General features: G+C 60.4%; 10 protein-coding genes. 5 read left to right on the plus strand and 5 right to left on the minus strand.

The features are described 5' to 3' along the window. Positions 1 to 182: 182 nt before the first annotated feature. The 3 genes from KGB14_RS02195 (at position 183) to KGB14_RS02205 (ending at position 6,923) form a co-directional block, all read left to right on the plus strand. The gene (locus KGB14_RS02195) at positions 183 to 3,458 is read left to right on the plus strand and encodes a DUF2126 domain-containing protein (protein WP_223483897.1); all 3,276 of its coding nucleotides are present in this window, start codon (positions 183 to 185) and stop codon (positions 3,456 to 3,458) included. An 88-nt stretch (positions 3,459 to 3,546) separates the two neighbouring features. Then, entirely contained in the window at positions 3,547 to 6,033 is a 2,487-nt protein-coding gene (locus KGB14_RS02200) for a circularly permuted type 2 ATP-grasp protein (protein WP_223483898.1), read from the plus strand. Continuing rightward, positions 6,033 to 6,923, plus strand: coding sequence for a transglutaminase N-terminal domain-containing protein (locus KGB14_RS02205; protein WP_223483899.1), 891 nt, complete (start codon positions 6,033 to 6,035; stop codon positions 6,921 to 6,923). Before KGB14_RS02200 ends, KGB14_RS02205 begins: the two co-directional genes overlap by 1 nt. A gap of 223 nt (positions 6,924 to 7,146) precedes the next feature. On the opposite strand, the gene KGB14_RS02210 is transcribed toward KGB14_RS02205, so the two are convergent. Continuing rightward, the gene (locus KGB14_RS02210) at positions 7,147 to 7,338 is read right to left on the minus strand and encodes a hypothetical protein (protein WP_223483900.1); all 192 of its coding nucleotides are present in this window, start codon (positions 7,336 to 7,338) and stop codon (positions 7,147 to 7,149) included. A 68-nt stretch (positions 7,339 to 7,406) separates the two neighbouring features. Next, positions 7,407 to 7,994, minus strand: a complete 588-nt coding sequence (locus tag KGB14_RS02215) for a TIGR00730 family Rossman fold protein (protein WP_007902708.1) — start codon at positions 7,992 to 7,994, stop codon at positions 7,407 to 7,409. A 344-nt stretch (positions 7,995 to 8,338) separates the two neighbouring features. Between KGB14_RS02215 and azu the strand changes: the two genes are divergently transcribed. Further along, a complete protein-coding gene (azu, locus tag KGB14_RS02220) occupies positions 8,339 to 8,785 on the plus strand; it encodes an azurin (protein WP_223483901.1) in 447 nt (148 codons plus the stop codon). A gap of 181 nt (positions 8,786 to 8,966) precedes the next feature. Here the strand turns inward: azu and nadE are convergent, their stop codons facing one another. The 3 genes from nadE to KGB14_RS02235 all read right to left on the minus strand — a co-directional run bounded on the left by nadE (position 8,967) and on the right by KGB14_RS02235 (position 12,207). Next, positions 8,967 to 9,794, minus strand: a complete 828-nt coding sequence (gene nadE / locus KGB14_RS02225) for an ammonia-dependent NAD(+) synthetase (protein ID WP_223483902.1) — start codon at positions 9,792 to 9,794, stop codon at positions 8,967 to 8,969. 4 nt (positions 9,795 to 9,798) lie between these two features. Beyond that, entirely contained in the window at positions 9,799 to 11,025 is a 1,227-nt protein-coding gene (pncB, locus tag KGB14_RS02230) for a nicotinate phosphoribosyltransferase (RefSeq protein ID WP_223483903.1), read from the minus strand. 273 nt (positions 11,026 to 11,298) lie between these two features. Then, entirely contained in the window at positions 11,299 to 12,207 is a 909-nt protein-coding gene (locus KGB14_RS02235; RefSeq protein WP_223483904.1) for a LysR family transcriptional regulator, read from the minus strand. Between the two features lie 184 nt (positions 12,208 to 12,391). Between KGB14_RS02235 and KGB14_RS02240 the strand changes: the two genes are divergently transcribed. Then, positions 12,392 to 13,882: an aldehyde dehydrogenase family protein gene (locus KGB14_RS02240; RefSeq protein WP_223483905.1), complete on the plus strand. Its 1,491-nt coding sequence runs from the start codon at positions 12,392 to 12,394 to the stop codon at positions 13,880 to 13,882. Positions 13,883 to 14,006 lie beyond the last annotated feature (124 nt).

A 14,006-nucleotide genomic window follows, 5' to 3' on the forward strand; every position in this document is an offset into this window, starting at 1 on the left:
TGCCGAAGGCTGCGATCTTTTGATCTTCGCCACAATTATGTGCAAATGCCCCAACGCAAAATCTCCTCCCGCCCGATTTTGGTGCTGTACTGCCCTGAGCAAATCCGTGAAAGCGCCAGCCTGCTGGATGGCATAAGTCTTGCGCGCTTTCGATAACGCTTAAGGCTCGCAGGAGGCACGCCGTGTCGATCCATGTCGCATTGCATCACGTCACGCATTACCGCTACGACCGCGCCGTCGAGCTCGGTCCGCAGATCGTTCGCCTGCGCCCGGCTGCCCACAGCCGCACGCGGATACTGTCCTATGCGCTGAAAGTCTCGCCCGAGCAGCATTTCATCAACTGGCAACAGGACCCCCAGGGCAATTACCTGGCGCGGTTGGTGTTCCCGGAGAAAACCGATGAGCTGCGGATCGAGGTCGACTTGCTGGCCGAGATGGCGGTGTTCAATCCGTTCGACTTCTTCCTCGAGCCCTACGCTGAAAAGATCCCTTTCGCCTATGCCGCGGATGAGCGCAAGGAGCTGGCGCCGTACCTGGAAACCTTGCCCCTGACGCCGAAATTCAAGGCCTATCTGGAGGGCATAGACCGCACGCCGCTGCCGAGCGTGGATTTCCTGGTCGCGCTCAACCAGCGCTTGAGCGAAGACATCGGCTACCTGATTCGTATGGAGCCAGGCGTACAGACCCCGGAACACACCCTCGAGCATGCCTCCGGCTCCTGCCGCGACTCGGCGTGGTTGCTGGTGCAGTTGCTGCGCAACCTCGGCCTGGCGGCGCGTTTCGTGTCCGGTTACCTGATCCAGTTAACGGCTGACGTCAAAAGCCTCGACGGCCCCTCGGGCACCGAAGTGGACTTCACTGACTTGCACGCCTGGTGCGAGGTCTATTTGCCCGGTGCCGGCTGGATCGGCCTGGACGCAACCTCAGGGCTGTTTGCCGGTGAAGGACACATTCCGTTGGCGTGTAGTCCCGATCCGTCCTCTGCGGCACCGATCAGTGGCTTGGTGGAACCGTGCGAGTGCGAATTCACCCATGAAATGTCCGTGGAGCGGATTTGGGAAGCGCCGCGGGTCACGAAGCCCTACACCGAAGAACAATGGCTGGCGATTCAGGCATTGGGCCGGCAGATCGATGCCGACCTGCTCGAAGGCGACGTGCGCCTGACCATGGGTGGCGAGCCAACGTTCGTTTCCATCGATGACCCGGACGGTGCCGAGTGGAATACCGCGGCGCTCGGGCCGGACAAACGTCGGCTGTCGGCTGAACTGTTCCAGCGCATGCGCAAGCATTACGCGCCCGAAGGCCTGGTTCATTTCGGCCAAGGGAAGTGGTACCCCGGTGAGCAACTGCCGCGCTGGTCGCTGAATTGCTATTGGCGCCGCGACGGCGTGCCGATCTGGCACAACAGCGCGCTGATCGCCGATGAGCAGGAAGACTACGGCGCCGATGGAGAACTGGCTGGGCGTTTCCTGGCAAGTGTCGCCGAACGCCTGAAAATTCCGACGCGCTTTGTGTTCCCGGCCTACGAAGACAATTTCTATTACCTCTGGCGCGAAGGCGCGTTGCCGCAGAACGTCAGCGCCGAAGACTCACGTCTGGAAGAACCATTGGAGCGGGCGCGTCTGCGCAAAGTCTTCAGTCAGGGCCTGGACAAGGTGATCGGCCAGGTCCTGCCGCTGGCGCGCACTGCCAAGGGCGATCAATGGCAGAGCGGTCGCTGGTATCTGCGGGAAGAACATTGCCGATTGGTGCCGGGGGATTCGCCGCTGGGGTATCGCTTGCCACTCGGTTCGCAGCCTTGGGTGAAGGCAGCGGAGTACCCGTTCATTCATCCGGTCGACCCGAATCAGGATTTCCCCGAGCTGCCGGGCACCGACCAGCTACAGAATCACGCGCAACCGCACACCGCCGACGAGCGTGCGCCAAAGATCGACGAATCCGCCGACTGGCTGACCCGCACCGCGTTCTGCGCCGAAGCGCGAGAAGGCCGGTTGTACCTGTTCATGCCGCCACTGGAACGGGTCGAGGACTATCTGGAACTGGTCGCCGCCATTGAGGCCACCGCCGAGGAATTGCGTTGTCCGGTACTGCTGGAAGGCTATGAGCCACCGAGCGATCCGCGTTTGAGCAACTTCCGCATTACCCCGGACCCGGGCGTGATCGAGGTCAACGTCCAGCCGTCCGCCACCTGGGACGAGTTGGTGGAACGCACCGAGTTTCTTTACGAAGAGGCGCGCCAGACTCGACTGACCACCGAAAAATTCATGATCGACGGCCGGCACACCGGCACCGGCGGCGGTAATCATTTCGTACTGGGGGGCGCGACGCCGGCGGACTCACCGTTCCTGCGGCGACCGGATTTGCTACGCAGCCTGATCAGCTACTGGCATAACCATCCATCCTTGTCCTACCTGTTTTCCGGATTGTTCATCGGCCCGACGTCTCAGGCGCCGAGGGTGGATGAAGCGCGCAACGATTCGATGTATGAACTGGAAATCGCCTTCGCACAGATGCCCAAGCCAGGCGAAGAATGTCCGCCATGGCTGGTCGACCGCCTGTTGCGCAACCTGTTGATCGATGTGACCGGCAACACCCACCGCGCCGAATTTTGCATCGACAAACTCTATTCGCCGGATGGCGCCACCGGGCGCCTCGGACTGCTGGAATTGCGGGCCTTTGAAATGCCGCCCCACGCTCGCATGAGCCTGGCTCAGCAGTTGTTGTTGCGGGCGCTGGTGGCGCGGTTCTGGCGTGAACCTTATGCACCGCCGAAACTGGCGCGCTGGGGTACGGAGCTGCACGACCGGTTCCTGTTACCGCACTTCATCGAGCAGGATTTCGCTGATGTGATCGTCGACCTCAATGCCGCCGGTTATCCCGTGCGGGGCGAGTGGTTCGCGGCGCATCTGGAATTCCGTTTTCCCAAGGTCGGCGATTACGCGGTGAGTGGCATCGAACTGGAATTGCGTCAGGCGCTGGAGCCTTGGCATGTACTCGGCGAGGAAGGCGCGGCGGGTGGCACGGTGCGTTATGTGGATTCGTCACTGGAGCGTTTGCAGGTCAAGCTCAGCGGCCTGCCGCCCCAGCGTTATCTGCTGACGTGCAACGGCATCCCGGTGCCGTTGCAACCCACGGGGCGGGTCGGTGAATTCGTTGCCGGCGTACGCTTTCGCGCCTGGCAGCCGGCCAACTGCCTGCAACCGACCATCCCGGTCCACGCGCCGCTGGTGTTCGACTTGCTCGATACCTGGATGGGGCGTTCGCTGGGCGGCTGCCAGTACCACGTCGCCCATCCGGGCGGGCGCAACTACGACAGTCTGCCGGTGAACGCCAATGAAGCCGAGAGTCGGCGTATGGCGCGGTTCTTCCGTATCGGACACACGCCGGGGAAACTTCCTATCCCGAATCTGGAAATTAACGACGAGCTGCCGATGACTCTCGATTTACGACGTTTCTAAACCGTACGCGACGCTCGGATTTTTCGTATATCCGGGCGTCATGAGCCTGCGTTAGTCTGACCGTTCTTTGCTGTCTGCCGAGCTTTCCATGCCTGACCTGCTTGACCGCTACCCGCTGACCGCGGGCACCTATCACGAACTGCTCGACGACAGCGGCGCCGTGCGCCCGCACTGGCGACGGCTGTTCGAACAATTGCAACGCAGCACGCCAACGCAATTGGTGCAGCGTCAGGCGCTGCTGACCCGGCAGATCCAGGAAAACGGCGTGACCTACAACGTCTACGCCGACCCCAAGGGCGCTGACCGACCTTGGGAACTGGACCTGCTGCCTCATGTGATTGCCGCCGATGAGTGGGAACAGTTGTCGGCCGGGATCGCTCAACGGGCGCGCTTGCTCAATGCTGTGCTGGCAGACCTGTACGGCCCACAGCGCTTGATCGCCGAAGGCCTGCTGCCGGCTGAGCTGGTGTTCGGTCACAACAACTTCCTCTGGCCCTGTCAGGGCATTGCGCCGCCTGACGGGGCCTTTCTGCATCTGTACGCCGTGGACCTGGCGCGCACGCCTGACGGTCGCTGGTGGGTCACGGCGGATCGGACTCAAGCGCCATCCGGTGCCGGTTACGCGCTGGAAAACCGCACCATCGTCTCCAGGGCCTTCCCCGAGTTGTACCGTGATTTGAAGGTGCAGCACCTGGCCGGGTTCTTCCGCACCCTTCAGGAAACCCTCGCCCGTCAGGCGCCGAGCGATGATGAAACGCCGCTGGTGGTACTGCTGACGCCGGGGCGTTTCAACGAAAGCTATTTCGAACACCTGTACCTGGCTCGTCAGCTCGGTTATCCGTTGGTGGAGGGCGGCGACCTGACCGTCCGGGATGCCACGGTCTACCTGAAAACCTTGAGCGGCCTGCGTCGGGTTCACGCGATCATGCGTCGGCTCGACGATGATTTCTGCGACCCGCTGGAGCTGCGCACCGACTCGGCCCTCGGCGTGCCGGGGCTGCTCGAAGCCGTGCGTCAGGGCCGGGTGCTGGTGGCCAACGCCCTTGGCAGCGGCGTGCTGGAGTCGCCGGGGTTGCTGGGTTTCCTGCCGAAGATCAATCAGTATCTGTTCGGCGAAGAGCTGATTCTGCCGTCCATCGCGACCTGGTGGTGCGGCGAAGCGCCGGTGCTGGCCCAAGCCCTGGAAAAACTCCCGGAGCTGTTGATCAAGCCAGCATTTCCGTCGCAGAGCTTCGCTCCGGTGTTTGGTCGTGATTTGAGTGAAAAACAGCGCCAGACCCTGGCCGAGCGCATGCAGGCACGCCCTTACGCCTATGTCGCGCAAGAACTGGCGCAACTGTCCCAGGCGCCGATCTGGCAGGCCGAAGACGGTCAGCTGCAACCGCGAGCCATTGGCATGCGCGTCTATGCGGTGGCCAGTCGTGACGGCTATCGAGTACTGCCCGGCGGGCTGACCCGGGTTGCCGCCGAAGCCGACGCCGAAGTGGTGTCGATGCAGCGCGGCGGCGCCAGCAAGGACACGTGGGTACTGGGCGATCGCCCGCCCAGCGGCGAACAATGGAAGACTCAGCGCGCAATCGGCGTTCACGATCTGGTGCGACGCGATCCGTATCTGCCATCGCGGGTGGTCGAGAACCTGTTCTGGTTCGGTCGTTACTGCGAGCGTTGCGATGACAGCGCGCGACTGCTGCGCATCATGCTCGCGCGCTATGTCGATGGCGATGACCCACAAGCCCTGGAGGCGGCGGTCGATCTTGGTGAACGTCTGAATCTGTTGCCGGAGGAGGGCGAGTTGCCGGAGCGATTGCTGGCGGCGTTGCTTGGCGATGATTGGCCGTTCAGCCTGCGCTCCAACCTGCAACGCTTGCAGTGGGCGGCCTCGCAAGTACGCGGCAAGCTTTCGCGGGAAAACTGGCAGGCGCTGGTGGAATTGCAGCGCGAGGCCATGGAGCTGGAAACCGACGAACCGGATTTCGGTGAGTTGCTGGATTTCCTCAACCGATTGGTGATGTCGCTGGCGGCGCTGTCCGGTTTTGCCCTGGACGACATGACCCGGGATGAAGGCTGGCGTTTCCTGATGATCGGTCGGCGGATCGAACGGCTGCAGTTTCTCAGCGCCAGCCTGGCGGCGTTTCTGCGCGGCGCCGGGGCTTTCGATCAGGCCGGGCTGGAGTGGCTGCTGGAGTTGGGCAACAGCAGCATTACTTACCGCTCGCGGTACTTGGCGGTGGCGCAATTGATCCCGGTGCTGGACCTGTTGTTGCTCGACGAGCAGAACCCTCACGCGGTGTTGTTCCAGTTGAAGCTGGTGACCCGCACGTTGAAGCGCTTGAATGACGACTTTGGTGCGCCTCGCGAAACGGGTCTGCCGCAGTTGGTGGAGCGGCTGGCGCGCTTCGATCTGGGCTGTTTGGAAAACTCGCTGTTCGGCGAGGCCAGTGTTCGCGCCGCCATAGAGGGGTTGGCCGATCTGCTGCAGGAGATCGCCGATGCCAGCGGACAAGTATCGGATCGCCTGGCCTTGCGCCATTTCGCCCATGTCGATGATGTCAGCCAGCGTACGGTGTCCGTCTGATGAATGCCCATTACCAGATTTTCCACGACACCCATTATCACTACGACAGCCCGGTGTCCCTGGCTCAGCAGCTGGCGCATCTGTGGCCACGGCCCTGTGCCTGGCAGCGCTGCACCGAGCAGCGGTTGCAGATCAGTCCCGAGCCGACTTCACGCCGGGATGAGCTGGATGTGTTCGGTAATCCCCTGACCCGGCTGGCCTTCGAGCGACCGCATGATGAATTGCTGGTCAATGCCCGGCTCACCGTTGAAGTGCTGGCCCGGCCATCGTTGGACTTCAATCAATCGCCGGCCTGGGAGGATACCTGCAGCGCGCTGACCTACAGCAGTCAGCCACTTTCACCTGAGTTGCTGGACGCCTGCCGTTACCGGTTCGAATCGCCTTACGTGCATTTGAAGCGCAGCTTCGTCGAGTTCTCGCAAAGTTGTTTTCCGCCTGGCCGGCCTTTGCTACTGGGGGTTCAGGCGTTGATGGAGAAGATCTTCAGCGAATTCACCTTCGATGCCGAAGCGACCCAAGTGGCAACGCCGCTGGTGGAAGTGCTGGAGAGGCGGCGCGGGGTTTGCCAGGACTTTGCGCACCTGATGCTCGCTTGTGTGCGCTCCCGTGGATTAGCGGCGCGATACATCAGCGGCTACTTGCTGACCCAGCCACCACCGGGCCAGCCACGGCTGATCGGCGCCGATGCATCTCATGCCTGGGTGTCGGTGTTTTGTCCGGTGCTGGGCTGGGTGGATTTCGACCCGACCAACAATGTGCAACCGGCGCTGGAGCACATCACCCTGGCCTGGGGCCGGGATTTTTCCGATGTGTCGCCGCTGCGTGGGGTGATTCTGGGGGGCGGCAGTCATGATCCGGAGGTTCGGGTCACGGTAATGCCGTTGGAGTAACTGAGATCAAATTGTGGGAGCGAGCCTGCTCGCGATAGCGGTGTATCAGTTAAATAATTGCTAAGTGTGCCGCCGTCATCGCGAGCAGGCTCGCTCCCACATGGGAATGTGTAAGTCAGTTCTGGAGGGGTATTTCAGATTGGCCTGTGAGGGTCAGCAACAACGTTGCTGACCCTGGACACAGATCCGGTGGGCCTGATCAGATCATCGGGCCCTGAGGGTCTCAGGCGTCGGGCGCCTGATCTTTCGGTGCTTCAGCTTCGTCTGTAGCCACTTCACCTTCGGTATCCGGGTTCAGTGCTGCTGCTGCTTCTTCTTCAGCTGTAGCTTTCTTGCGCTGAAGCTTTTCCTCTTTCTTCTGCTCCTTGGCCAAGTCTCTCTGACGTTTGGCGAAGGAATAATTAGGTTTAGCCATGGGCGATCCTCTGGGGTCGAAGGTGAGGTTGAGCGGCGCATATTCTGCCCTGTATCGATGCCGAGCCGTTAGCTGGGTTTTTGCTCGGTCCATTTTGGCGGTACCGAGGGTTGCCAGGCGTCCAGTGCATCGAGCAGGGTTTGCGGCGATTCGCTCATTTGCAGCATGTCACGGTGCGCTTCGCGAACGAAGCCTTCGCCGACGATATGATCGAGAAAAGACGTCAACTTGCTGTAGAAACCGTTCACTTCGAGCAAACCCAGCGGTTTGCCGTGATAGCCGAGCTGACCCCAGGTCCAGACTTCAAACAGCTCTTCCAGCGTGCCGAGGCCGCCGGGCAGGGCGATGAAGGCATCGCTGAGCTCGGCCATTCGTGCCTTGCGCGCATGCATGCCGTCGACCACTTCCAGGCGGGTCAGGCCACTGTGGCCGATTTCCTTGTCCTTGAGGCTCTGGGGGATGATCCCGATCACCTCGCCGCCGGCCGCCAGCGCGGCGTCGGCAACGATCCCCATCAGCCCGACGGCGCCGCCGCCATAGACCAGAGTCAGCTTGCGCTCGGCCAATGCTCGCCCCAGGGCGACAGCCGCTTCACGATAAGCCGGATTGGTGCCGGTGCTGGCACCGCAAAATACACAAACGGATGCTAAAGACATGCCTTACTCCACGGTTATCAGGACCACAGAGTAAAGGCAGGTTTGCATCGTTCCAAGGGTTAAACCTCGCGTTTCGGTGTTTCGCAGGTGCCACTGGCGCCGCAGGCGTAGGCGGCGAGCAAACTGCACAACAGGCTGTTGAAGGACATGACAGGCGCTCCGGATGAGTGATGACGGCCCTGATGATAGGGCCGTGCCAGACGCTTGGCTGGTAGATTGTTTCGATGAGTGTCATAGCCCGAAAGTTGTATACAATTTTTGATTCAGGTCATAGGAACTTGCGAAGATTTCAGGCAGTCTTCTGTCCATTAGCACTTTTGTTAACCCTGCCTTGGAGATTCACCATGTTTGCCAAACTTGTTGCGGTATCCCTGCTGACGCTGGCCAGCAGTCAATTGATGGCTGCCGAGTGCAAGACGACCATCGACTCCACCGATCAGATGTCCTTCAACACCAAGGCCATTGAAATCGACAAAAGCTGCAAGACCTTCACCGTAGAGCTGACTCACTCCGGCAGCCTGCCGAAAAACGTGATGGGCCATAACTGGGTGCTGAGCAAAGAAGCGGACATGCAACCAATCGCCACCGATGGTCTGAGTGCCGGTGTCGACAAGAACTACCTGAAAGAAGGTGATGCCCGCATCATCGCCCACACCAAAGTCATTGGTGCTGGCGAAAAGGATTCTGTGACCTTCGACGTATCGAAGCTCAATGCTGCCGAAAAATACGGCTTCTTCTGCTCGTTCCCGGGCCACATCTCGATGATGAAAGGTACGGTTACTCTGAAGTAATCGAATCAAACGCATAAAAAAAGCGTCCGCTCGGGACGCTTTTTTTGTGCCTGACGTTTGACCGCGTTATCGTTCTTCGCGGGCAAGCCTCGCTCCTACAGGGGCGGGCGCCGTTCCATGATTGTGGGAGCCGTAGGAGCGAGGCTTGCCCGCGAAGGCGCCGGTACAGGCACCAGCGGAGTCAAGGTGCAAACGGCATCACGCGTTTGTGATGAGTCTTTTTGTACGTATCGCAGATGATCTTGAACGCTTCCTCGCGCACCGGTTCGCCGTGCAGGAAGGCGTCGATCTCGGCGTAGGTCACGCCGTGGGACGCTTCGTCCGGTTTGCCCGGCGCCAGGTCTTCGAGGTCAGCGGTCGGGATTTTTTCCACCAGCGACTCCGGCGCGCCAAAGCTGCGGGCAATCGCCCGTACCTGATTTTTCACCAGACCGCTCAGCGGTGCGAGGTCGCAGGCGCCGTCACCGAACTTGGTGAAGAAGCCCATCACCGCTTCTGCCGCGTGGTCGGTGCCGATCACCAGGCCGTGAGCCGCGCCAGCGATGGTGTATTGCGCGACCATGCGCATCCGCGCCTTGGTGTTGCCCAGCACGAAATCCTTCTGCACCGCTTCCTTACCCTCGAAGGCCGCCACTTCGCTGGCCAGGGATTTGACCGCCGGGCCGATGTTTACGGTGTGGCGCTCATCGGGGGCAATGAAGTCCACTGAGGCCTGGGCATCGTGTTCGTCGAACTGGACGCCATAAGGCAGGCGCACGGCGATGAACTTGTAGCTGGCGTCACCGGTGCGTTCGCGCAGTTCACGCATGGCGCGCTGGGCCAGCAGGCCGGCGGTGAGGGAGTCGACGCCGCCGCTGATGCCCAACACCAGCGTCTTTAGCCCGGCATTGACCAGGCAGTCCTGAATGAAGGTGATCCGCCGGGCGACTTCAGCCTCAAGGGCGAGTTGGTCCGCGAAAGGCGGTTGGACCTTGAGCTGTTCAGCAATCTCACGCTGTACGGCTTGCATGAATTCACTCCTTGCTTGATGTGTTGGAAATGGCGGCAGGTACTTGGAAAACATGTCGCAAATAGGCGACGAAATTCGGGTCTTTGCAGTGAGTCTTGCCAGGCTCGTCGGAGATCTTTGCCACCGGCTGGCCATTGCAGGCCGTCATTTTAAGCACGATGCTCATCGGTTCGACACCCGGAATATCGCAGGTCAGGTTAGTGCCAATGCCGAAGCTGACATTGATCCGACCGCGCAATGCCCGAAAAATCTCCAGACATTTGGGTAGCGTCAGGCTGTCGGAAAACACCAGGGTCTTGCTCATCGGGTCGATGCCAAGCTTGTGATAGTGGGTGATGGCTTTTTCCGCCCACTGCACCGGGTCACCAGAGTCGTGGCGCAAACCGTCGAAGAGCTTGGCAAAGAACAGGTCGAAATCGTTGAGGAAGGCATCGAAGGTGATGCAGTCCGTCAGGGCGATTCCCAGCAAACCCCGATATTCGCGGACCCAGCAGTCGAGGGCGGCAATCTGGCTGTCAATCAGCCGCGGACCGAGTTGCTGGTGGGCCATGATCCATTCGTGGGCCATGGTGCCCAGCGGCTTCATGTCCAGCTCCCGGGACAGGTGCACGTTGCTGGTGCCGACGAAGCGTCCGGGGAAGTCATGCTTGAGCACGTTCACCACTTCTTCCTGTACACGGTACGAAAAGCGACGGCGGGTGCCGAAATCGGCTACCTGCAACTCGGACAATTCGTCTGCGCTGGCGTTGGCGGTCAACCAGTCGAACTTGCGATAGAGCTGTTCGCGGGCCTGCTCCAGAACGACTTCCCGGTAGCGATAGCGGTTGCGTACTTCGCTGACCATGGCCAGCAGCGGCACTTCGAACAGAATCACGTGCAGCCACGGCCCGCGCAGACGGATGAATAACTCGCCGTTTTCAATGCCGGTATGGATATAGCGCAGGTTGAAGCGGAACAGCCCGAGAAAACGCAGGAAATCCGGTTTCAGAAAGCTGATGCGCTCCAGGAAACTCAACTGATCGGCGCTCAGGCTCAATTCGGCCAGACGCTCGATCTGGAAGCGGATCTCCGCCAGGTATGGGCGCAGATCCTCACTGTTACGGCAACGAAACTCCCATTCGACTTCCACGTTCGGGTAGTTGTGCAGCACCGCCTGCATCATCGTCAGTTTGTAGAAGTCGGTGTCGAGCAGGTTCTGCACGATGCGATCGGCAAACACACTCTCGCTCATAACGGGGTTCTCCAGGCGGGCCGCGGCCTGTGGCAGCGACGTTGCAGCTGTTTCAATGAATGGGGCTAGTGGCGCATATCAGTGGTGAGGATTGCCAGCGATTTTTGCATCAGCGCGAATTGCCTCTGTGTAGGAGCTGTCGAGTGAAACGAGGCTGCGATCTTTTGATCTTGTTCCTTAAAAGCAAAATCAAAAGATCGCAGCCTCGTTTCACTCGACAGCTCCTACCAGCTCCTACCAGCTCCCACCCGCTCCTGCCAGCTTCTACAGGGGTTAGTCGTTAGAGGGGGGATTGTCGATCTGCTCCAGCATCCACTTCACAAAATCCCGCACCTTGGGCACTTCCGCCGAATGCTCTGGATACGCCAGGTAATAGGCATCGGTGCTGGGCATTGCATGCTGCCAGGGAATGACCAGTTTGCCGTCGGCCAATTCCTCTTCCACCAGAAACCGTGGCAACAGTGCGACGCCGCAGCCGACCTGCGCGGCGCGAATGCACATGTAAAACGTTTCAAAGCGCGGGCCGTGGTAGCTGTGTTCGGTGTGGTAGCCCTGACTGTCGAACCAGTCGTGCCAGGCTTGAGGCCGGGAGGCATTTTGCAGCAGGACCAGGTCGGTGAGTTGCGTAGGATCAGTGAACGGTGTCTCTGGCAGGCTGCCGGGTGCGCAGACCGGTACCAGCTCTTCGCCAAACAGCTTCAGGCATTCGGTGCCGGGCCGGGAGCCCTGGCCAAAGTAGAACGCCAGGTCGCTGCGACCTTGCAGGAGGTCGTCGGCTTCCTGCTCGCTGCACAGGTCCAGATGGATCGACGGATGGCGCAGGCGCCAGCCTTTCAAGCGTGGCACCAGCCAGCGCGCACCGAAGGTTGGCGGCGTCGAAACTCGCAAGACTTCGGTTTCACCGCCGTAGGAACGCAGGTAATGAGTCGACATTTCGACTTGGGTGAGGATTTTTCGCACCTCCACCAGGTACAAATCGCCGGCGGGGGTCATTTGCAGGCGCCGGCGCACCCGGCGGAACAGCAGGTGTTGCAGCAATTCTTCGAGTTGCGCGACCTGTTTGCTCACGGCGCTCTGCGTCAGGTTCAGCTCTTCGGCGGCACGGGTGAAGCTCAAATGCCGGGTCACGGCCTCGAAGCACTGCAAGGCGGTGATCGACGGCAAGTAGCGTTTATTCAGCATGGGTGGTCCTTTTTCTTGTTTCTCTATGCTCTTTTTTACCGGCAGATTCGCAGCATGAATAAACGGAATGATATCTCTCTTAAAGGTCGTTTGTTGGGTAACCTCCGGGGAGCTAAAACTACAGGTCTGATCAGCCGAATTAATTCGGCTGCACGTTTTCTGTTTTTTGCTTGAGGAGTGACCCATGGTTGCCGCATTGCTTGATCGTCTTGGTGTGAACCCGGCCCTGTACCAGAACGGCAAAGTGCCGGTGCATTCGCCGATCGATGGCAGCCGGATTGCCGCTGTGAACTGGGAAGGTGCCGCTGAAGTCGAGCAGCACATCAGTCGTGCAGATCATGCGTTCGAACTGTGGCGCAAGGTTCCGGCGCCGCGTCGTGGCGAATTGGTGCGCCAACTGGGCGACATCTTGCGCGAGTACAAGGCCGACCTCGGTGAGCTGGTTTCCTGGGAAGCGGGCAAGATCACTCAGGAAGGTTTGGGTGAAGTTCAGGAAATGATCGACATTTGCGACTTCGCCGTCGGTCTGTCCCGTCAGCTATACGGTTTGACCATTGCTTCCGAGCGCCCTGGCCACCACATGCGCGAAACCTGGCACCCGCTGGGCGTCGTCGGCGTGATCAGTGCGTTCAACTTCCCGGTGGCGGTCTGGGCCTGGAACACCACGCTGGCGCTGGTCTGCGGTAACCCGGTGATCTGGAAACCGTCCGAGAAAACCCCGCTGACCGCGCTGGCCTGCCAGGCGCTGTTCGACCGCGTACTGAAAAACTTCAGCGACGCACCACCGCACTTGAGCCAAGTGATCATCGGCGGCCGCGATGCCGGCGAAGCGCTGGTCGATGACCCGCGTGTTGCGCTGATCAGTGCCACCGGCAGCACCCGCATGGGCCGCGAAGTGGCGCCGAAAATCGCCGCACGTTTTGCCCGCAGCATTCTGGAGCTGGGCGGCAACAACGCGATGATCCTCGGCCCAAGCGCTGATCTGGACATGGCCGTACGGGCGATTCTGTTCAGCGCCGTCGGCACCGCCGGTCAGCGTTGCACCACCTTGCGCCGCCTGATCGCCCACGAATCGGTGAAGGAAGAAATCGTCACCCGCCTGAAAGCCGCTTACTCCAAGGTGCGCATCGGCCATCCGCTGGAAGGCAATCTGGTCGGGCCACTGATCGACAAGCACAGCTTCGACAACATGCATGACGCGCTGGAGCAGGCCTTGAGTGAAGGCGGCCGGGTGTTCGGCGGCGAGCGTCAACTGGAAGACAAATTCCCCAACGCTTACTACGTTTCTCCGGCCATCGTCGAAATGCCGGAGCAGAGCGATGTGGTGTGCAGCGAAACCTTCGCGCCGATTCTGTACGTGATCGGTTACACCGATTTCGAAGAGGCATTGCGCCTGAACAACGCCGTGCCACAAGGCCTGTCGTCGTGCATTTTCACCACCGATGTGCGTGAAGCCGAGCAGTTCATGTCGGCGGTGGGCAGTGATTGCGGCATCGCCAACGTCAACATCGGCCCGAGCGGCGCGGAGATTGGCGGCGCGTTTGGCGGCGAGAAGGAAACGGGCGGTGGCCGTGAGTCCGGTTCGGATGCATGGCGCGGGTACATGCGCCGTCAGACCAATACCGTGAACTATTCGCTGGAGTTGCCGTTGGCTCAGGGGATCACTTTCGACTGAGGCTTGAGCCAAGCAGTGATCCCCTGTGGGAGCGAGCCTGCTCGCGATAGCGGTTTATCAGTCGCATAGATACTGGATGTGCCGACGCAATCGCGAGCAGGCTCGCTCCCACATTGAATGGTGT

Source organism: Pseudomonas sp. A-RE-19 (assembly GCF_019956555.1).
Classification (GTDB): domain Bacteria; phylum Pseudomonadota; class Gammaproteobacteria; order Pseudomonadales; family Pseudomonadaceae; genus Aquipseudomonas.